Source organism: Neobacillus drentensis NBRC 102427, assembly GCF_001591445.1.
Classification (GTDB): Bacteria; Bacillota; Bacilli; order Bacillales; family Cytobacillaceae; genus Neobacillus; species Neobacillus drentensis.
This window is the reverse complement of sequence record NZ_BCUX01000071.1, coordinates 1-19427: the sequence shown is the minus strand read 5'-3', so window position 1 is coordinate 19427 and position 19427 is coordinate 1. Positions and strand designations below refer to the sequence as shown.

21 protein-coding genes are annotated in these 19427 nt (G+C 40.7%); 14 read left to right on the top strand and 7 right to left on the bottom strand.

Features of this window, described 5'->3' with window-relative positions; translation table 11 throughout:
• Nucleotides 1-194 precede the first annotated feature (194 nt).
• Entirely contained in the window at nucleotides 195-365 is a 171-nt protein-coding gene (locus BDR01S_RS25955) for an acyltransferase (protein WP_066258986.1), read from the bottom strand.
• Between the two features lie 183 nt (nucleotides 366-548).
• Between BDR01S_RS25955 and BDR01S_RS25950 the strand changes: the two genes are divergently transcribed.
• The 8 genes from BDR01S_RS25950 to galE all read left to right on the top strand — a co-directional run bounded on the left by BDR01S_RS25950 (nucleotide 549) and on the right by galE (nucleotide 7857).
• A complete protein-coding gene (locus BDR01S_RS25950) occupies nucleotides 549-710 on the top strand; it encodes a hypothetical protein (RefSeq protein ID WP_169801473.1) in 162 nt (53 codons plus the stop codon).
• Nucleotides 711-1095: 385 nt separating this feature from the next.
• Complete coding sequence (locus tag BDR01S_RS22375; RefSeq protein ID WP_066258985.1) at nucleotides 1096-1998, top strand: ABC transporter ATP-binding protein; 903 nt, start codon at nucleotides 1096-1098, stop codon at nucleotides 1996-1998.
• Nucleotides 1999-2736, top strand: a complete 738-nt coding sequence (locus BDR01S_RS22370; protein WP_066258984.1) for an ABC transporter permease — start codon at nucleotides 1999-2001, stop codon at nucleotides 2734-2736.
• Between the two features lie 4 nt (nucleotides 2737-2740).
• Nucleotides 2741-3865, top strand: a complete 1125-nt coding sequence (locus BDR01S_RS22365) for a sensor histidine kinase (RefSeq protein WP_066258982.1) — start codon at nucleotides 2741-2743, stop codon at nucleotides 3863-3865.
• Nucleotides 3862-4464, top strand: coding sequence for a response regulator transcription factor (locus BDR01S_RS22360; RefSeq protein ID WP_066258981.1), 603 nt, complete (start codon nucleotides 3862-3864; stop codon nucleotides 4462-4464). The genes BDR01S_RS22365 and BDR01S_RS22360 overlap by 4 nt, the downstream gene beginning before the upstream one ends.
• 245 nt (nucleotides 4465-4709) lie before the next feature.
• Nucleotides 4710-5522, top strand: a complete 813-nt coding sequence (locus BDR01S_RS22355) for a UTP--glucose-1-phosphate uridylyltransferase (RefSeq protein ID WP_066258980.1) — start codon at nucleotides 4710-4712, stop codon at nucleotides 5520-5522.
• 6 nt (nucleotides 5523-5528) lie between these two features.
• Entirely contained in the window at nucleotides 5529-6806 is a 1278-nt protein-coding gene (locus BDR01S_RS22350; protein ID WP_082797546.1) for a UDP-glucose dehydrogenase family protein, read from the top strand.
• Between the two features lie 61 nt (nucleotides 6807-6867).
• Nucleotides 6868-7857 (top strand): UDP-glucose 4-epimerase GalE, encoded by a 990-nt coding sequence (gene galE / locus BDR01S_RS22345; RefSeq protein ID WP_066258979.1) that lies wholly within the window; start codon nucleotides 6868-6870, stop codon nucleotides 7855-7857.
• A gap of 31 nt (nucleotides 7858-7888) precedes the next feature.
• Here galE and BDR01S_RS22340 read toward each other — a convergent pair whose 3' ends face one another.
• The gene (locus BDR01S_RS22340) at nucleotides 7889-8965 is read right to left on the bottom strand and encodes a glycosyltransferase family 61 protein (RefSeq protein WP_066258976.1); all 1077 of its coding nucleotides are present in this window, start codon (nucleotides 8963-8965) and stop codon (nucleotides 7889-7891) included.
• A gap of 180 nt (nucleotides 8966-9145) precedes the next feature.
• On the opposite strand from BDR01S_RS22340, the gene BDR01S_RS22335 reads away from it, so the two are divergent.
• Nucleotides 9146-10222, top strand: a complete 1077-nt coding sequence (locus BDR01S_RS22335) for a glycosyltransferase family 61 protein (RefSeq protein WP_066258974.1) — start codon at nucleotides 9146-9148, stop codon at nucleotides 10220-10222.
• Nucleotides 10223-10279: 57 nt separating this feature from the next.
• Here BDR01S_RS22335 and BDR01S_RS22330 read toward each other — a convergent pair whose 3' ends face one another.
• Nucleotides 10280-11035, bottom strand: coding sequence for a glycosyltransferase family 8 protein (locus BDR01S_RS22330; protein WP_066258973.1), 756 nt, complete (start codon nucleotides 11033-11035; stop codon nucleotides 10280-10282).
• Nucleotides 11036-12004, bottom strand: coding sequence for a glycosyltransferase family 2 protein (locus BDR01S_RS22325; RefSeq protein ID WP_235846639.1), 969 nt, complete (start codon nucleotides 12002-12004; stop codon nucleotides 11036-11038).
• Between the two features lie 88 nt (nucleotides 12005-12092).
• Here BDR01S_RS22325 and BDR01S_RS22320 point away from each other — a divergent pair, with 88 nt between their 5' ends.
• Nucleotides 12093-13076, top strand: a complete 984-nt coding sequence (locus tag BDR01S_RS22320) for a glycosyltransferase family 2 protein (RefSeq protein WP_066258969.1) — start codon at nucleotides 12093-12095, stop codon at nucleotides 13074-13076.
• 92 nt (nucleotides 13077-13168) lie between these two features.
• Here BDR01S_RS22320 and BDR01S_RS22315 read toward each other — a convergent pair whose 3' ends face one another.
• Nucleotides 13169-14122: an NAD-dependent epimerase/dehydratase family protein gene (locus tag BDR01S_RS22315; RefSeq protein WP_066258967.1), complete on the bottom strand. Its 954-nt coding sequence runs from the start codon at nucleotides 14120-14122 to the stop codon at nucleotides 13169-13171.
• A 76-nt stretch (nucleotides 14123-14198) separates the two neighbouring features.
• Between BDR01S_RS22315 and BDR01S_RS22310 the strand changes: the two genes are divergently transcribed.
• Complete coding sequence (locus tag BDR01S_RS22310) at nucleotides 14199-14894, top strand: glycosyltransferase family 2 protein (protein ID WP_066258966.1); 696 nt, start codon at nucleotides 14199-14201, stop codon at nucleotides 14892-14894.
• A complete protein-coding gene (locus tag BDR01S_RS22305; RefSeq protein WP_066258964.1) occupies nucleotides 14891-15583 on the top strand; it encodes a glycosyltransferase family 2 protein in 693 nt (230 codons plus the stop codon). Before BDR01S_RS22310 ends, BDR01S_RS22305 begins: the two co-directional genes overlap by 4 nt.
• Nucleotides 15584-15629: 46 nt before the next feature.
• On the opposite strand, the gene BDR01S_RS25945 is transcribed toward BDR01S_RS22305, so the two are convergent.
• Nucleotides 15630-15890 carry a hypothetical protein gene (locus BDR01S_RS25945; RefSeq protein WP_066258962.1) on the bottom strand — a complete coding sequence of 87 codons (261 nt, stop codon included), beginning with the start codon at nucleotides 15888-15890 and terminating at the stop codon, nucleotides 15630-15632.
• Between the two features lie 188 nt (nucleotides 15891-16078).
• Between BDR01S_RS25945 and BDR01S_RS22300 the strand changes: the two genes are divergently transcribed.
• Both BDR01S_RS22300 and BDR01S_RS22295 read left to right on the top strand, forming a co-directional pair.
• Nucleotides 16079-16807, top strand: a complete 729-nt coding sequence (locus BDR01S_RS22300) for a YheC/YheD family protein (protein ID WP_066258961.1) — start codon at nucleotides 16079-16081, stop codon at nucleotides 16805-16807.
• Nucleotides 16808-17005: 198 nt separating this feature from the next.
• The gene (locus tag BDR01S_RS22295; protein ID WP_066258960.1) at nucleotides 17006-18280 is read left to right on the top strand and encodes an RNA-guided endonuclease InsQ/TnpB family protein; all 1275 of its coding nucleotides are present in this window, start codon (nucleotides 17006-17008) and stop codon (nucleotides 18278-18280) included.
• A gap of 143 nt (nucleotides 18281-18423) precedes the next feature.
• On the opposite strand, the gene BDR01S_RS22290 is transcribed toward BDR01S_RS22295, so the two are convergent.
• Entirely contained in the window at nucleotides 18424-19041 is a 618-nt protein-coding gene (locus BDR01S_RS22290; RefSeq protein ID WP_066258956.1) for a LysE family translocator, read from the bottom strand.
• Nucleotides 19042-19427: the final 386 nt, after the last annotated feature.

Sequence of the window (19427 nt, the reverse complement as noted above, 5' to 3'; positions counted from 1 at the left end):
AAGGAAAAACCCCCCATTTTTGAATTTTTCGAATCAATAGGCGGAATCTCTCCGTCTATTTAAGCTTATTTTTATACTAATCACGAATTAAGCGGAATTTTTCCGCCTATTCATATGTCAATTCTTGTATCTTTTAATAAGAATGCACCCGAAAACGGAACCCTTTACTGAATTCAGGCTCTGCTTCCGATTGTTTAATCATCAAATCTTTGAACAAAGTTGCAGTGTGAACAGGCTCGTCCAATTAGCTGTAGGGCTCTTGGGCTTTCATAATAAACTTCCTCAAACCCGCAGATTGAGCAATCGATAATATGGAAAATTTGTCGTTCTCCCAATATGGCATCTAACAAACATTCAAAATACATGCAATTGCCCTCCGATCAATTCTTTCCTTTAAGATAGCAAATAATGAATTGGAAAAAGCAAGAATACTGTCGTGTGGGCAGGAATGTTTTCGACATAATTCTCTCATCCTAAAATAAAACCTGTTTACAAAAATAGTTTTACTTCCTATGGGTACCCTATGAATAAAAAGGGAGGTCATGTCAATGAAGCAGGACGATGAGGAAATTAGTGATGGGTTAAATGAACTTTTTGAGATTATTAATGCAAAAGGAGATACGGGAGAACTGAAGGAAATTTTGGATAGTTACGATAGTGCAAAGCTAGAGGATAATCAAAAAGCTAATTACAAAAGACCTAGAGAGTAATCTAGGTCTTTTGTAATTCGTTTTTGTGGATAATTGTATCAGGAATTGTGGATATGGGAAAGTGATTTGTGGGTAAACCTGTTAGTTTTGTGGATAATCCTGTGGGATATGTGGATAACTTCACTCGTTGGTAAACTCTATATGAATATGCCAAAGTTGCCCACATATTCTGTGCATAAATAATTGAAATCTGTTGATATCTTGCCACTTTTTGTGGATACTACCGAAATAAATGTTGATAACCTTGTTAATATCCTTAGACCTGTCCCAGCAGAAAAAGACAAAGAAGATGACATTTGTCACCTCATTTTGATGACATTCCTTACTAAAATTTACCTCCTCCGTATCATAAAATAAAATCAACAAAGCAGGAGGTGTTCGACAAATGAACGAAATTCTAAGCTTAAACAAGGTGACAAAGTCATTTCAATATAAAACAGCCGTTAATGATGTATCCTTTTCGATCGGGAAAGGTGAGGTAGTTGCGATTCTCGGACCGAATGGGGCCGGAAAGACGACGACGATTTCCATGATCTTGGGGCTGCTTCAACCATCCAGCGGAGAGGTCAAACTATTTAACCGCCAGCCAAACGAAAAACAAGTTCGAGAAAAAATTGGAACGATGCTGCAGGAAGTCAGTGTCATTCCAGGCTTGAAGGTGAGCGAAATCCTTGAGCTTATCAGAAGCTATTATCAACAGCCGCTTGCCATGAAGGACTTGATTGATTTAACAGGCTTAACCGAGCAGGACTTAAAAACGCGGGCTGAAAAATTATCAGGCGGGCAAAAACGCCGTTTAAGCTTTGCCCTCGCCCTTGCAGGGGACCCGGAGTTCATCATTTTTGATGAACCAACTGTAGGCATGGATATTACGTCACGAAACCGCTTTTGGCAAACCGTTCACTATTTGGCTGAACAAGGCAAAACGATTATTTTTTCGACCCATTACTTGCAGGAAGCGGATGACGCGGCTGACCGGATCTTACTTTTTAAAGATGGAGCAATAGTGGCGGACGGAACGCCGGCACAGATCAAAGCGAGAATCTCAAAGCAATCGGTTTCGTTTATCGTCGACCCGGAGAGGCCACTTGAAAAACTGTACCAACACGAGGAAATTGATGATATTTATCGGAAAAATAACCGTGTATATGTCCAAGCGACCAATACAGACCGAGTATTGGAGCTTATTTTTCAAGAAAAAATCGGTGCGCGGGACATCCAAATTGAACGTGGGAAGCTAGAGGAAGCGTTCGAACAACTAACTAGTGGAACAAAGGAGGCTATTTAAATGAAAACCTTTCAAATGCAGTGTAAAGTGGAGATTATCAGAATTCTCAGGAACAGATATTTTGTATTTTGGTCGCTCGTGATGCCAATTATCTTCTATTATATATTTACAAATTTAGTGAATTCCGACGTACCGAACAAAGCGGAATGGCAAGCGCATTACCTCATGTCGATGACCGTTTTTAGTGTAATGGGCTCCTCAATGATGACGCTCGGCATTCGGATGGTCCAAGAACGATCCCAAGGGTGGTCGACGTTTATCCGCATTACCCCGCTCTCCGACAGTGTTTATTTTGCTGCACAAATGATTGGTCAAAGCGTGATTCATGCGTTATCGATTACGATTATTTTCATCGCAGGTGCATTTATCAACAGTGTTTCGCTTACACCCATTGAATGGGTGATGAGCGGTTTATGGATTTTGCTCGGTTCATTGCCATTCCTTGCGATCGGAACCTTAATCGGATTGATGAAAAAAGTAGAAACGGCAGCTGGGATTAGCAATGTGATTTACATGGTGCTAGCGGTTTCCGGCGGTCTATGGATGCCGCTTGAGGTGATGCCGAAGATGATGCAAACGATTGGCAAATGGCTCCCGTCTTATAATTTTGGTAATGGGGCTTGGGAGATTGTACGGGGCGAACTGCCTAATTGGAAAAATATTCTGATTTTGGTCGCCTATTTAGCCGTTTTCATGCTACTATCGAAGTATATTAGACGAAAACAAGAAGTGGCGTGATGAGATGAAAAGGTCAATTTTTCCAAGTAAATTTGGATTTTTCCCCTATATCTTTCTCATTTATTTAGGATTTCCTATCTTTTATTTGACGAAGGAAGCAGGGGAGAAGCAGCTCATCGGTTTTGGGATGGTGCTGCTTTTTTTAGTCACGTATCGGCAGCTTTATTTCTCCATGGGGGAAAAATCGTTCACCTACTGGCTTGCCCTTCAGTTGGCGATTGTGTTTATCTTTAGCACGTTTTATCACCTGAACTACATGTTTTTAGGTTTTTTCCCTGCGAACTTTATTGGCTGGTATCAGGAAAAACCAAAATTCTATCGCGGTCTGACGACCCTGGCGTGTGTGCAAATTCTGCCGTTCGTCTTTCATGTTGTCCAGACCAAGACATTTTTTTCACCGTCAGAACTCATTTACTTCGTTCCTTTTCTCATCATTATGTTAATCTCACCGTTTGGGATCCGTTCAATGAACCGCAGGATGGAACTCGAGAAGAAGCTTGATCAAGCGAACCAGCAGATTGCCGAGTTGGTGAAGCGCGAGGAGAGGGTGCGGATTGCCCGCGACCTCCATGATACGCTCGGTCATACGTTGTCGCTGTTGACGTTAAAAAGCCAGTTGGTTCAGAGGCTAACGACCATGGATCCGGAATGGGCCCGGTTGGAAGCAAAGGAAATGGAAGTCACTTCTCGCGCCGCCCTAAAGCAGGTGCGTGAGCTAGTGACCGATATGCGGGCTGCAACCATCGCAGAAGAACTCGTCCAGGTCCAGCAAATTTTGCGGGCAGCGGGTATTACTTACCGTTATGAGGGCGCGGTTGATTTCGCGGAGTTATCTCCTTTTACACAAAATATCGTTGCTATGTGTATCCGTGAGGCGGTGACGAATGTCGTCAAGCATAGCCAGGCCACCCATTGTGCCATCTCCGTTCAGCTTTTTTCTGAAAAAATGAATATCGTCGTCCGCGATGACGGGATGGGAGTTAGTAGTCAGCATTCATTTGGGAATGGTTTGCGAGGGATGGAAGAGCGGTTGGCGCTTATTGAAGGCAGATTGGTTCTTTCAAATCATAACGGCGCGGTTTTGGAAATGACCATTCCAGTAATCAACAGAAAGGGGGCGGCGGGATGATCCGCTTATTTATTGCAGAAGATCAACGAATGTTACTAGGGGCGCTTGGTTCCTTGCTCGATTTAGAGGCTGATATGAAGGTGATTGGCCAAGCAATGAACGGGGAAGAGGCCCTTCGTTCCATTCTTGAACAAGAGCCGGAAGTGTGTTTGATGGATATTGAAATGCCTGGGATGAATGGACTGGAAGTGGCGGAAGAACTTGTACGAAGGTCTGCTCCAAGTAAGGTGATCATCTTGACGACGTTTGCGCGTCCCGGCTATTTTGAACGGGCCGTGAAAATTGGTGTTCACGGCTACTTGCTGAAGGATGGGGAAATTGACGAGCTCGCCGATGCGATTCGCAAGGTGATAGCAGGTAAGCGCGTCTTCAGTCCGGAACTCACCTTTAACGTCATCCGTGAGGAAAATCCGCTGTCAGCTAAAGAACAAGAGATTCTGAGATTAGCAGCTTTAGGAAAAACGACCAAAGAAATAACCTCCGAGCTTTACCTATCATCCGGGACCGTCCGCAACTACATCTCCGAAATCATCCACAAGCTAAACGCAAAAAACCGAACCGAAGCCGCCGGCATCGCCAAACAAAAAGGCTGGATCTGAAGGTTATGGTGTCAATAAAATGGTGTCAGGCACCACAAATGTACATTTGTCAGCAACACGCGGACAATAATTGGATGTTATAGTGACGGTCCCGACCATAATGGGGTCGTTTTTTTTGTTCAGGGCGCTGGTGCTTCCGCTACTCTGGGACAACTCCCCATTTTACCGCCCTTTCTATGTTGGACAAGCTTCCCTCCATTCCTTTTAGGAATAAATTGATACTAGTTCGCAAGGAGGGAAGAGATATGGTAAGAAAAGCAATCATTCCTGCAGCAGGTTATGGAACAAGAACCTTGCCAATCACAAAAGTTTTGCCGAAAGAGATGCTGCCGATCTGTGGAAGGCCGGCGCTTGATTATATCGTAGAAGAAGCGATTAACTCGGGAATCGAGCAAATCCTCATTGTCGTATCAAGATCAAAGAATATGATTCTTGATTATTACGATCGATCGGTAGAATTGGAGACTTATCTAGAAGAAAAAGATAAGAAACATCTTTTAAAGGAAATCAGTCTTCCAAATGTGCATATCCAATATGTCCGGCAGTCCTATGCTCGTGGATTAGGGGAGGCCATCCTGCTTGGCAAGCACTTTGTAGGAAATGAACCTTTTGCCGTCCTGCTCCCTGATGAAATTATTCTTCAAAACGAAAAGGAACCGTTAAGACAGTTAATCGATATGTTCATCGAATATCAGGGAAATATCGTTGGGGTTAAAAAAATGGCCCCGTCTCAGTTAAAAAATTATGGAGTCATTCAACCAGAACTATTAAAAAATACACAATATAAAATTAAAGACATTGTCGAAAAACCACAAGAATCACCCCCATCAGATTTAGCGGTAATTGGCCGTTATATTTTTAACCCATCCATTTTCTCCTATCTTGAAAACGTGAAACCGGGTGTTGGTGGAGAAATTCAATTAACCGATGCCATCAAAGCAATGGCGAGAGATTATACAAGCTATGGGTTGGAAATTGAGGGCAAGTGCTTTGACATTGCCAAGATGTCCGAGTATATCGACCTCATTAATTATATTTGGGATTCAAAGGAGGGATAAGGCTCAGTGAAAATCTTAATCATCGGAACAGGGTACGTGGGAACGACAACAGGACTGATCTTCTGTGAAATGGGCCACAAGGTAACAGGTCTAGATCTGGATGATCAAAAAATTCAAGCATTAAAGATCGGTAAACTACATTTCTTTGAGCCAGGCCTGGAGGAACTGTTAACAAAGCATATCCAAACCAATCAGCTTTCTTTTACAAAAGATACGGAAACTGCAATTAAGGAGAATGATCTGATCTTCATTTGCGTCGGCACCCCACAGGGACCGGACGGCAGCGCCGATCTTACCTTTGTAAGAAATGTCGCAAAATCGATTGGTCAGCACATCAACAAATACAAGGTTATCGTTACCAAAAGCACCGTACCAGTCGGGACAGCTGAATTAGTGACAAACATCATCCAAGAAAATCAAACTGCCCCGATTCCATTCGATGTTGTCTCGAATCCCGAATTCCTGCGCGAGGGCTCCGCTCTTCAAGATGCACTGAATCCAGACCGTATCGTTATCGGTACAACGAGTGAAACCGCCCGAACCATCATGAGAGAATTATATAAAGACTTCCACTGCCCAATCGTCGAAACACACCCAAAAGCCTCCGAAATGATTAAGTATGCGGCCAATTCTTTCCTCGCGTTGAAAATTTCCTATATCAATGAATTAGCAAGAGTCTGTGACAACCTCGCCATTAATGTGAAGGATGTCTCGAACGGAATCGGGCTTGACCACCGGATTAATCCGCATTTTTTAAAAGCGGGGATGGGCTACGGCGGCTCCTGTTTTCCAAAGGATGTTAATGCGTTAATCCAAACTGCTAAGGAACTCGGAAATCCTTTATCCATTCTTGAAGCAGTAGTCAAGGTTAACGCGGAACAGCCGGTTTATTTTATTGAAAAAATAAAACAGTCCCTCGGCGCTGATTTGAAAAATAAAACGATTGCCGTGCTCGGGTTATCCTTTAAAGCGAATACGGATGATATAAGGGAGTCGCCAAGTCTTGTTTTGATTGATAAATTACTAGAAGAACAGGCAACGATTAAGACACATGATCCGATTGTGAAAACGGGAGCACCCCATCAATTTCCGACGATTGAAGCAACCGTTGCCAGTGCGGATGCACTCGTTATTTGCACGGATTGGGATGATTATAAATATCTAAATTGGCTGAGCCTTAAGCCGATAATGAAGCAGCCTTATATTTTTGACGGGAGAAATATGCTTGATAGGGAGAAAGTGGAGAAACTGGGGTTCTACTACTTTGGAGTTGCTAATCATTAGAAAGAGGATTAGCTCATTCTCTATTTACTTTTCCTTAAACAAGAAGGGAGTGGGATAAACAATGATTTTGGTTACGGGTGGAGCTGGTTATATTGGCAGTCATGTTGTCAGGGATCTTGCGGATAGGGGATATTCCGTTATAGTTATCGATAATCTAACAACCGGGCATATCGAAGCAGTGGATAAACGGGCCATTTTTATACGGGGGGATGCGGGAGATCCAAAACTCCTTGATCTTATATTTAAAACGTATTCCATACAAGCAGTTATGCACTTTGCGGCAAGCTGTCTTGTAGGTGAATCTGTTGTTCATCCCCTTAAATACTATCAAAATAATGTGGTGGAAACCGTTCGCTTACTTCAAAAAATGACTGAATACCAGATTAAGCATTTTATCTTTTCCTCAACCTGTGCAACCTATGGGATACCGAATCAATCAACCATCGATGAAAAGCTGCCGACTCACCCGATTAATCCCTATGGAAAGTCGAAATTAATGATAGAAACCATGTTAAATAGTATTTCAGCTAGTGCTGACTTCAATTATATCGCCCTCCGATATTTTAATGTGGCCGGAGCCCATCCATCCGGTGAAGTAGGAGAGGACCATGACCCCGAAACCCATTTGATTCCCAATATCTTAAGACATTTACAGGGGAAGTCATCCTATATAGAAATTTGGGGGAATGATTACGCGACTTCGGACGGCACGTGCATTCGCGATTATATTCACGTAACCGATTTGTCCGCGGGTCATATTTTAGCATTGGAATATTTATTGAAAAATCAGGGGCGAAAAACGGCGGAAATCTTCAATTTGGGGAATGAACATGGCGTATCTGTTTTAGAAATGATTCACCTCTGTGAGCAGGTTGCCGGCGCCAAAGCCAATGTAAAGATTCAGCCGCGGCGAAAAGGTGATCCACCACAGCTAGTGGCATCATCCCAAAAAATTCGCACTGTCCTTGGCTGGGCCCCAAGATACGATATCATATCGACCATTGAAACGGCATGGAATTGGCACAGGAAGCATCCTAACGGGTATAACTAAAAAACTATCCACTGCACTAAGTGGATAGTTTTTAAAGTTTCATATTTCTCATGAAAGCGGCAAATCTGCGCAGGTTAACGGTAATGTTATCCAGTCCGGCCCATCCTCGATTTTCCTGTGTAGGACCTGGTCCTCCGTAATGACCAATAAAATAATGATGATCCAATTTTCCAAATGAACTGATTACCCAATATAGGGGAGTAATAAAAGTCGGGGTGAAAATTTCAATCACTTTTGTATCCGGCCTGCAAAAGGTCAAATTTGCTAATCCTGCTCCATGGGCGCCAACAATGACTTCTGCAGTTGAAAAAAGCCGGGCTTGCTCAGCGACTGAAAGGGTCTCAAGCTCAACCTTGATAAAACCATATGGCTTTAATAGATCCCATAAGTCAGACTCATTCGTGATGATTCGAGACCATTTTCTACTAATGTAGATTCGCTTATTTTCAGTGGTGAGCTGGTTATCTTCTATTAGAAAAGTTCTTCTTAAGAAGTCAAACCCCCACTTGGTTGCAAACGCGGGCTGGGACGGAACAACTAACCGGTCAGCTTGAAGATGGAATCCTTCGTAAGTCTTTATTAATTGATCATCCATTATTCCAAGGTGGTGTAAGGTTTCAGATTGAAATGGTAAGTGGTCCGGTTCCTGTTTTACAATAAAACGCTCCACTGGCACGCCGCTCTCTCGAAGTAAATGAATACGCGGAATCACTTCATACATCCAATGATAATAGTTTCTGCCAACAACATGTGTGAGGTCTGCAGCTAGTTCGCAATGTTGTGAAATAGGGAATAAAATCTCCTCTTTAAAAATGGAATGATTGGAGCGTGGATGGACAAATTCTAAAGAGGCATCCCAGATTAAATGATTATCCGGGGTTACAATCGCTCCATTTAGCCCCCATACGCGTCCATTCGGAATCACTCCGACAGATCCACCTTCTAAAATAGTCGGATAGCGAGTTGGCGGACGTTTCAACCGTCTTGAAAAAGTAGTTCCTGGGTAAATTTCTTTAAAAACTGCACCCTGTGAAACTGATTCGACGTTCGCTTCGACCCAATCCTTTACAGAATTATAGATACCTTGAGGCGGCTGGATATCGTGCAAAAAAATCGCCTCCCAAATGGTTTAGGAAGATACATTGTATAATACTATTCCGGCTAAAAGATTATGTTCCTTAAATTTTTCCAACCTCCCTACACCTTACATCACAAGAGTAAATAATATAAAGAGTAGTCCTGCGTAAGCCATAACCGAAAGAATAAATAATAATATAGGGGTGTTCTTTTGAATAATTTTCCGCCACCGATTGGATTCTTTCATTCTATAAAAGAGTGGGAGGCAGCGCAGGGACGAACCTCTTCAAATATAAAGGAAATTTACCCTGAAACCCCTGTTTCGTATGGTTTGACACGACGTCCTCCTTGTCCACCTTCATGGTATCCAAGTGAATTTGCAGGTGGGTATTTCGCAGTCATTCCGAACGGGCGTATCTGTGGAGCGAATGGAGCAATTATTACGCCCGATAATCAACTCCTATGGGATGTCTCATTTGAAGGTGTTCATATTGCTCCTGAAACCCATTCTATTTTTCAAGAGAAAACATTGCCGGAAGTAACTCATATCAAAGATGCTGTTGATCTAACACATGTTTACAGCAGGAATTATTATCATTGGATGTATGAGGTCATTCCCCGAACTGATTTGCTTGCACAGTGTGGTCCGCCGGTCGAGCTGTATATCGTTAATACGGAACAGGAAAAACCCTACCAAAACGAAACCCTTCATCAACTTGGAATTTCCGATGATCGATTACTAAAAACACATAGCGGTTTCCATGTTCAGGCTGAAAAGCTACTGCTTCCTGCCCAGCCCTCGTTCCCAACAAAATGGGGATATGATTATCTTCGAAAGGTTTTTATAAGTAACCACACACAAAACCTTTCCTCGGATAAAAAAAGAATCTTTATCAGTAGAAGATGGTCACGAAAAATTACGAATGAAGAGCAAGTTATGAAGGTACTAACCAAATACGGTTTTGTTAAAGTGGATTTGGAATCCCTCTCAGTGGCTGAGCAGGTGCAGCTATTTTCCGGCGCAGAGGTTGTTATTGCTGCACACGGGGCTGCGTTAACCAATTTAACCTTTTGCCGGCCCGGAACAAAAGTCCTTGAAATTTTTACTCCAACTTATATCATTCCTCATTATTGGGCAATTAGTACATTGGGCCATTTGGATTATGATTATTTTATAGGTCAATCAGGCAAATATGTAATTCGGAATGGAAATAGGTGGACAGGTGACGATGACATCACTATAAACCTATCAAAATTTAAAGCCTCGTTAAAAAAAATGCGACTTTAAGTTTCCAATTAAAAAGGAAAAATCCCGTCGGCGTAGAAATGACGGGATTTTCTTTTTCTACCATTCTAGTCGATTCCTATAATAGTAATATTCTTCCTTCAGATACGTTTCCCCATTCCATGGTTTTACATCCGTATTGAAATGAATAATCTTCGGTCTAATGTCCAAATGCCCCATCCGAAAGACTTGATAATTCCATTTGTAATCGAGTGGAAACCATTTATTGTAAAGAATGGCATTGAGGGCGTCCTGGTCCCACCACATGATTTTTCCTGGATATTTATTAATAAAAAGTAGAACCTTGTTCGAAATGTTATATTTCCTCCACTTTCTAAGATTCATTAACAGGACGCCGGAATTAAAATATTTATAGCCTCGTGGCAAGTTGATGCCGGCGAAGTCAACAGGGTCCTCGACGGCTCCCAGGAATTGCTTCTCCAATTGCTCATCCTCCCATAATTCACGGAGGTCGCCTTTGATAATCAAATCACTATCGAGATAAATCACCTTTTTTATACTCTTGTCTAAGAGGTCAGGTATAGATATCCGATAAAATGCTTCGCGACTAACATGCCCCCAAGCCTTGCAATGTCTATAGATGCTCGGGTCCACACTTAAATAGATAGGGGAGGTATCATATTTCTGAAGAAGGCGATTTATTTTTGACTTATTTTCTACCGATAAATCCCCATCAATAATATAGATTTGGTAATTGCTTTCAGGAGATTTATTTTCAAATAAAGAAAATAGCATCGTCGCTAAATGAACAGCGTAATTATCGTTACTAAGTGCTACTATCGAAATCGGTTCCATTTACGATCCCCCACGACGTCGTTTATCCATTTCTCTATAGTTTATTGCTAAGGATTCACAATAATTTAGCAGGTTACTAATAGCATTGACTTCATGATCGGTTGTGTACTTTACCTCAACTGATGGACAGAAAGATAAGTCCATTGGAATATACGTCTCATTATGCTCGAGAATAACATCGACACTTATATTTAAATTATTCTTTTTCAGTTCTTCAAAGAGGTCGTACCAGTGATAATTATGACCTTCATTATAATTATAAGAGGCAAGAGTGTTCATCCACCCCACCGTAATTTTTGATTTAAGATGTTCCAAAGACCGATAGGGGTAATGCCTTAATTTCAGGTTTGGCGAAATCTCCACTCTTACATTTCTTTTATCAAATAACAGGTCATGGTTTCCACCGGAAATGGAAGGGGAGTAGGTTTTCCAAATTTTTTTTGAAATGACTACTTTCGGCCAATAATCTTTTATCGGACTCGCAAACGTGAGTCTTTTGGGGATAAATAACTGATTTTCATTGATGTGGATTGGGAAATACGTATAGTCTCTTTCAAGGTAATAGATTTTACCGGTAGATAATTTGTCTATTAATTTTCGTGGATTTCCGGAATAATTCGGAGTGACTAAAAACTCATCTACATCTAATGGGAAAATAAAATCAGGATCGAATTGTTCGAAGGTGGAGTTGATTAACTCTGTTGTTTTTTCTCCCTGGACATATTCCAGTGTATTGTCATGCTTTAAATAGATTGGAAGTCCTTCTGATTGCAATTGGTTAAGAATTTCAAGCGTACGATCTGTGCTCCCATTATCTAAGAGTACCATTCCGTCAAAAATATGGAGATGGTATCGCACGTATGATTCAATAATATCCGCTTCATTTTTTATCATGCCTACGCAATAGACCTTACTCATATCGATCTCCTTTACCCGTAAATCATTCCTTAGTCCTTTTAGTTTATTCATGCCAATTCTTTTCGTGTAGACAATTCCACTTTTTATACCTGTGCATAAGATAAATCAAATTGTTTATCGGGGGTGTCGTGTTTTATCTATGGAAATATCTGTAGTAACAGCGGTATATAACGGAGAAGCGTATCTTGAGGAAGCAATTGAAAGTATTCTTAGACAAACATATCAGGATTATGAATATATTATTGTGAATGATGGCTCTAATGATCGGACAAAAGAGATATTAGATAATCTGACAGACTCAAGAGTGAAGGTTATTCATCTGGTAAAGAATGGCGGGGCCGCGAATGCCTTAAATATTGGGATTAAAGAAGCGAAAGGGAACTGGATTGCTTTGCAAGATGCCGATGATATCAGCGAGGCACAAAGATTAGAGAGACAGTTGGAATATATTAAATCGGATCCCCGACTTGTAGCAATTGGTTCACTTATTCAATGTATCCCTGGAAATGATAGGGTAGATGAAAGTGCTCTTGAATGGGAAGCCCGTTTCTTTAATTGCAAAGAGCAGTTCAGAAATGAACAATTTTACAGCACACCCCTGTGCCATGGCACAGGTTTTTTTTCAAAGAAAGCCTATGAAAATATTGGTGGATATGATCCGACGTTTAAAATAGCTTATGATTATGATCTTTGGACGAGGATGTTTGAGGAAGGAGATATTGCCAGGGTATCAGAAATTTTATATAAATATAGAATTCATGGAAGTTCTCTGGCACATAGTAATAAAATTGATACAACGAATGAGATTTTACTTAGCACCTTTAAAAATATTTCAGAGCAAAGGTTTCAACATTTAAAGAGGAAACCGAAACTGTTATTACTAGGTACAAAAAATAACATTGATTTCTATAAAGATAATCTGGAACATAAAAATCATTACTTGATGATAAGTTTTCTGGAACAAAACCTTAAGAATCTGAAGGAAGCCTATTCTATATACCGTTCAAAAGAAATCGATGGAATTATTCTCGTTTCAAATCAACAAATTGATGAGGTTTTACGCTTTTTTAGAAGAAAAGGTTTGTCATACAGAAAAAATGTATTTACGATTTGGTTACCTTAAGTACTCAAGCGGGTCAATTGACAATTTTAACATTGATGACTAATTGCAATAAAAGACCTATTCAAAATAAAATTGAATGGGTCTTTCATGATTTACAGTAACTTTTTTCGATACTCTTCAATTGTTTCCGCAAGTCCTGAATCCAATGTGATAACAGGCTCCCAGCCTAACAATTCCTTTGCTTTGTCAATCACAGGCCGCCGGACTTTTGGATCGTCTTCGGGCAGGGGGTGAAAGGTAATGTTGCTTTCTGAATTTGCCAATGTTTTTACCAAATTTGCTAATTCTATGATTGGATATTCGATCGGGTTGCCGATATTGATGATTTCACCATTGGCCTCGTCTTTTTCCATTAAAAGCTTAAGTCCGTTGAGTGTATCGGTCACATAGCAAAACGACCGCGTCTGAGTTCCATCTCCATAAACGGTAATATCCTCGTCTTTTAGAGCTTGCGTGACAAAGTTGGAGATCACTCGTCCATCATCGTTCGCAAGCCCTGCCGAATACGTGTTAAAAATCCGCGCAACCTTTACTTTGGTTTGATACTGCGTGTAATACAAATAGCAGAGCACCTCTCCCAATCGCTTCGCTTCATCGTAACAGGCTCGCGGCCCCCATGTATTGACGTTGCCTCGATAGCTTTCCGGCTGCGGGTGCATTTCCGGGTCCCCATAGGCCTCACTTGTACTGGTATAAACAATCTTAGCTTGTCTCCTTTTGGCGAGTTCGAGCATATTTTTCGTTCCAACTGTATTCACATTTATTGTTTCAAAAGGGCTTGCTTGATAATATTTTGGAGAAGCAGCAGAGGCAAGATGGTAAATTTCCGCGAGGTTATGAAGGTCAGCGTCAGTAAGTAATTTCCTTGAACAGGCATCCATCTCCTTAAAAATAAACCGGTCCTCCGAGAGGCCCTTTAGATTGGTTATTTTTCCAGATGATAAATTATCGACTCCAACGACAACACATCCGGCTTCAAGTAAATCCTTAGCTAGCTGTGAGCCCAGGAATCCAGCCACTCCCGTAATCAGCACTTTCTTTTCCATGTTTCACCTCTATTTTTCAAGTCTCTTACATACTATGAAATAAATAAAGATTGGTATGGGTAGGGGGTGGACAATCTTGATAACGGTTGTAACCAGTACAATAAGAGAAAACATGCTTGAGCGGGTGATCGATAATTTTTCGCGGCAAAGTTTGGGAGAAAAAGAGCTCATTATTATTTTAAACAAGAATGGTATGAAACTAGAGAAATTAGCTACGCCAAATATACGTGTATTTCAACTGGATGAAAAGAAAACATTGGGGGAATGTTTGAATTTTGGTTCCATGCAGGCGCGCTATGACGTCATCGCTAAATTCGATGATGACGATTATTATTCACCTCCTTATTTGGCAAACGCGTTACGGTTACTGAAGGATAAAGGTGCAGACGTCGTCGGGAAGGCAGGGATCTTTGTTTATTTTAAAAAAGATAAGCTTTTAACAGTATTCCGTCCGGGGATGAATTCTTTCTTTTTGAAAAATAAACGGGTGTTTTTGGCGGGAGGGACGTTAGTTTTTAAAAAGACAGTACTCGAAAAGGTTCAGTTCCAGGCGTTGAATAATGGCGAGGATATACAATTTCAAAAGGATTGTCTTGAACGAAAGTTATCATTATATTCAGGAAGCCTTTACGATTATGTCCTGATTCGCTATCAGGAGGACCATCAGCATTCTTGGCGGGTCCTTGATGAGACCTTTCAAAAACAATGCCGAAGGATTGCGGTGACGGACACGTTTGAGGAGTATGCACGTGATGGGGGAGGGACCTTATGATTTCTGTCATAGCCTGCACGAATCGGCAGGATTTTGTCCACAATATTATCGAGAATTTCAAGAGACAAACGTTAATCGAAAAAGAGCTGATTATTATTGTTAATTCTTCTGGGATGGAAGTGGATTTTGCTGAACATAAAATTCTCCTCTTTCCAGAGGAAGTAAGTTTGGGAACATGTTTAAATCAAGGGGTAAGCGAAGCTAAGTATGATTTTGTCACAAAAATGGATGATGATGACTATTACGGTCCCGAATATCTAAACGAGGCATATGGGACGCTAGTTCGAACAGGGGCGGATATGGTTGGTAAAAGCAGCTTCTACATTTATTTCAAAAAAAGTCATGAGCTGCGCTTGTATAATCCTAATCGTGAAAATCGATGGATTGTGAATAATGGTCCATATAAAAGTTCCTATTTTTTAAGTGGGGCCACGCTTGCCTTCAAGAAGAAAATCCTCGAGAAGATTTGCTTTCCCGATGTGAATGTGGGCGAGGATAGCGGGTTTCAGAGGCTTTGTTTTGAAAAAGGGCTGAAGCTGTATTCGCTTTCGAAGGAACACTATGCCTATATACGTTACCCTCACCAGTGGCATCATCATTCAGATGCCAAGGAGCAGTTTTTAAGAAGGCAAAGTCATTTTATCGCTCATCCCCCTTCAGTCGAAAAATTCTTCGATCAAACAAGGTAAGGCAGTGACGGTATTGTCACTGCCTTATTTCGGATTTTTAGATTGATCAACCGCTTAGTAAATCGACGGAAAAGCTTTCGATGTCCTTGCAACGGATAACTGTCAATCGTTCCGTAACAAAAGGAGATACCATCTCTGGCTCAATGATTTTTACGCAGCAGTCGTTTGTTACACGTTTTAACTCCCCGGTAAAGAAATCGCCGGATTTTGTTCTAATTGTTACTTCGCTATGCTTGAACTTCTTTAAAATGCGACATAAACAATCTTTCTTGCAGCTGCAATCGCTTTTTTCTTTGCGACATCCCATTTGTACAACCCCCCTTCAAAAAGGTTTTTCAAATTAATATATGCATAAGAAAAATTAAGGACATGGTCATATCGCATTTTTCTTGCCAATTTTTAAGACCCTGTTCTTTTGGACGAACATACAAGAACATCGGAGCAGCTTTGAATAGAATAATAAGATAAGTCTCTCTAATGAAAGGGGGCGGGTGTATGAGTTATTCCTACGGCAAATGGACGAAATATCATGTGATGAAAGAAAATAAGACACTTGTAGATTACTTGCCTAAGACTCATTTATTCTCAGAAACTGCATTTTGGAAGCATTTAAATGAATATGGAACGGTTGTGGTTAAACCAAGCGAGGGGAAGCAGGGTTATGGAGTTGTCCAGGTATCTAAGTGTGGGGAAAATCAGTATGAAATTCACAATAAAAAAAATAAAATGATCCTTGACAGCTATCTTATTCAGGAATTCTTAGACAAGATCCTGCAGAAAAATAAACTCCACATTGTCCAACAAAAGATTCCCTTGGCAACGATTGAGGGGAATCCATTTGATATCCGAGTAATGATCCAGCGGAAGAAAGCTGCTATTGAATGGGAAGTGACTGGGAAGATCGTCAAAGTAGCAGAGGATGGTTACTTCATAACGAACGTGGTAAAAGAACTTCAAACGATAGAACAAGCTTATGAAAAATCGGATATCGAGGGAATAGACTTTGCGGAATTAACCGTAGAAATGGATAATATCTTACTAGTAGCCGCCTATGAATTGCAGGAATTTTATCCTGATTCGAAGGTGTTTGGTTTAGATATAGGGATTACAACTGATGGAAGTTTATATATTATTGAGGCAAATCTTAGTCCAAGCATTGGGATGTTCAAAAAAATTAATGATAAATCAATCTATCAAAGAATAAAGGAGCTCATGGAGGGATAGTCCATTTCACACTTTAGAAAAAAAGGCATTGGGTAAATGCCTTTTTCTAATTACTTTATTTATCAAATAGTGGCGTAAAACCCCTTTCTTCAGACATGGGGATATAAGCCATATTTTTTTCTTTTTACTATCAATTACTATTCCATAGGAGTATAATAAACATATAGAACAAACGTTCCGTCTGGAGGTGAAACCGAAATGAAACCCCATAAAAAGAACATGAAAGAACAGAAGAAAAAGGAATCGAATGGAGATATTGTCATTCGGAAATTTCCGCTCCGTTTAACCGGCGAGGAGAGGCGATTAGTCGATACTTTACGTATGGAAGCAGCGAATCTGTGGAATGACTGCTTGGATCTCCATTGGTGGCTATATGATGCCTATCAGGTTTGGACAAGTGCCTCTGAAAAAAAGAAATGGTACAATGCCACCACCCATAAATTACACTCGCAAACGATACAATCGATCATCGAGCTACATGAAGAAACCTGCAAAAGAACAAGGGTGTTACGGGCAAAAGGTGAGAAACAGTGGCGGTACCCTTGGAAATACAAAAAGTTCTTTTCCATTAAATATAAAAAAGCAGCGATTAAATTAACTGGTAAAAAGCTCAGGTTTAGCAATGGAAAACAACAATCCCCCTTAGTGATCCCTCAACCGAAGCACATTGATTTCCATACGATAAAAAGTGCCGAAATCGTTTGGCACAAAAATCAATACTGGATGCATCTAGCAGTGGAAGTACCAAAACAAAAGCAGGTTCAAGGTAAAAAGGAAGCCGGCTGCGATTTAGGGATCATCCATGCGGCCGTTTTAAGTGACGGAAAAGTCCACCTCATTGTAACAGGAAGAGAACTTCGCTCGTTACAGCGCTACAGAAACAAAAGGTTGAAAGAAATTCAGAAGCTGATTAGCAGGAAAAGGCCAGGTTCGAATACAAGGAAAAAACTCATTTTGCGTAAACGCCGTTTTTTAGAAAAACTGGAACGGAGAATGGAGTATCTATTGCATTCGATTTCGAAAATGGTCACGGATTGGTGTGTGGAAAACCAAATAAAAACACTCTATATCGGAACACCGGATGGCGTTCAAAGGAATACGAAAAAGAAAAAGAAAACCCGTAAAGAAATTCGTCAACAATTGTCCAACTGGAGTTTTGGGCAATTAATCGAAAAAATAAAATACAAACTAAACCATCGAGGAGTCAAAGTCCAACTTGTGGAAGAGTCCTATACTTCCGGCACGTGCCCGTCATGTGGAGAATTCCACAAACAAAGGGATCGAAACTTCGGCTGTCAGTGCGGAGCAGAAGGACATCGAGATGTAGTAGGTGCCATGAATATTTTGGACAAGTCCGTCAACAAACAGCTAACGAAAAATCGTGTACTTCCGAAAGTAGAAGATACAAAGTATCGCCGAGTCCTTTTAGCTCCCATTGTCTCGCACAATGAGGCTATAAGGGCAGTGGCGTAGTGCCTATGATTGGGCTGCGGTATGTGGTTTTTACTACATGTCGTAATGAACTGGAGAAGTAGTAAGACCTGGAAGCCCCGGCCGAAAGGCAGCTTCGATGAAGGTTTAAAAAAGAATCCCCTGGATTTATCCATGGGGCGAAGTCAATTTTGAGTTTGAAGAACAAGTTTTAATCCTAACCCTATATAAATGGAACCAACGACCTTGCCTTGCCATCGCGCCAGCCTGTTGTTTTTGTTTGAGAAAAGTCTTTCACCAATTGAGCTTGTCAGGAATGTTAATAGAGTAGTGTACACTATGCTCATTAACACAAAGGTCAGTCCAAGCGTTAGGAGTTGAATGACAACAGGGGTCCCGTTGTTATGGACGAACTGCGGTAAGAAGGCTAAGAAAAAAAGAGCGGTTTTCGGATTGAGCATCTCAACTAACAAGGCCTGGCGAAACGATGTGATCGTATTGCTTTTTTTCACGGTCGGCGCTTCTTGTTTTTTAGATTTTTCAAGTATCGACTTTATTCCTAAAAAAATCAAATAGGCGGCACCCAGATATTTCACGATATCAAAGGCGAGTGCCGAGGTCATAAGAATGGCCGACAGTCCGAGCACGGCTGCAATCGTATGGATCAAATCACCGACCGCAATCCCAATCCCGGTGATAATCCCGGTTTTCCTCCCGCCTTGAGCGGTTTGTGAAATGGTTAATAAAACGGCCGGACCGGGAATGAGAAATAATACGATAACTACTAAAATAAATGACAGCAATTTCAAGACTCCTTTTATTTGTCGTAATTTTATAAATAGTTACTTCAATTATAATGCTTTAAAGTAATAAAATAAACATCCGTACATCTGAGGGTGTTAATTAAACTGTAATGGAATGGAATATTATTTATTAATAGAAGATAAACGGAAAAAGTAGATTCTTTAAAAATAACTCTTGTATTAACGACATCAAGGTGGTAAGATATAAAAGTTGTCGTTGAAGCAATTCAATCTTTTCAGGAAAGTAATTAAAAGATTGACGGTGGCGATGAGATATGATATCATATAAAAGTTGTCTTCGAAACTATTAATCTTTTAAAAGAGAATTAAAAAAGTGTTGACGACGAATGTAAGAAATGTTATGATATAAAAGTTGTCTAAATAAA

What these genes read in the sequence shown, in the direction of transcription:
- BDR01S_RS25955 (WP_066258986.1), bottom strand. Translation starts at nt 365, where the DNA reads ATGTATTTTGAATGTTTGTTAGATGCCATATTGGGAGAACGACAAATT.
- BDR01S_RS25950 (WP_169801473.1), top strand. Translation starts at nt 549, where the DNA reads ATGAAGCAGGACGATGAGGAAATTAGTGATGGGTTAAATGAACTTTTT.
- BDR01S_RS22375 (WP_066258985.1), top strand. Translation starts at nt 1,096, where the DNA reads ATGAACGAAATTCTAAGCTTAAACAAGGTGACAAAGTCATTTCAATAT.
- BDR01S_RS22370 (WP_066258984.1), top strand. Translation starts at nt 1,999, where the DNA reads ATGAAAACCTTTCAAATGCAGTGTAAAGTGGAGATTATCAGAATTCTC.
- BDR01S_RS22365 (WP_066258982.1), top strand. Translation starts at nt 2,741, where the DNA reads ATGAAAAGGTCAATTTTTCCAAGTAAATTTGGATTTTTCCCCTATATC.
- BDR01S_RS22360 (WP_066258981.1), top strand. Translation starts at nt 3,862, where the DNA reads ATGATCCGCTTATTTATTGCAGAAGATCAACGAATGTTACTAGGGGCG.
- BDR01S_RS22355 (WP_066258980.1), top strand. Translation starts at nt 4,710, where the DNA reads ATGGTAAGAAAAGCAATCATTCCTGCAGCAGGTTATGGAACAAGAACC.
- galE (WP_066258979.1), top strand. Translation starts at nt 6,868, where the DNA reads ATGATTTTGGTTACGGGTGGAGCTGGTTATATTGGCAGTCATGTTGTC.
- BDR01S_RS22330 (WP_066258973.1), bottom strand. Translation starts at nt 11,035, where the DNA reads ATGGAACCGATTTCGATAGTAGCACTTAGTAACGATAATTACGCTGTT.
- BDR01S_RS22325 (WP_235846639.1), bottom strand. Translation starts at nt 12,004, where the DNA reads ATGAATAAACTAAAAGGACTAAGGAATGATTTACGGGTAAAGGAGATC.
- BDR01S_RS22320 (WP_066258969.1), top strand. Translation starts at nt 12,093, where the DNA reads ATGGAAATATCTGTAGTAACAGCGGTATATAACGGAGAAGCGTATCTT.
- BDR01S_RS22315 (WP_066258967.1), bottom strand. Translation starts at nt 14,122, where the DNA reads ATGGAAAAGAAAGTGCTGATTACGGGAGTGGCTGGATTCCTGGGCTCA.
- BDR01S_RS22305 (WP_066258964.1), top strand. Translation starts at nt 14,891, where the DNA reads ATGATTTCTGTCATAGCCTGCACGAATCGGCAGGATTTTGTCCACAAT.
- BDR01S_RS25945 (WP_066258962.1), bottom strand. Translation starts at nt 15,890, where the DNA reads ATGGGATGTCGCAAAGAAAAAAGCGATTGCAGCTGCAAGAAAGATTGT.
- BDR01S_RS22300 (WP_066258961.1), top strand. Translation starts at nt 16,079, where the DNA reads ATGAGTTATTCCTACGGCAAATGGACGAAATATCATGTGATGAAAGAA.
- BDR01S_RS22295 (WP_066258960.1), top strand. Translation starts at nt 17,006, where the DNA reads ATGAAACCCCATAAAAAGAACATGAAAGAACAGAAGAAAAAGGAATCG.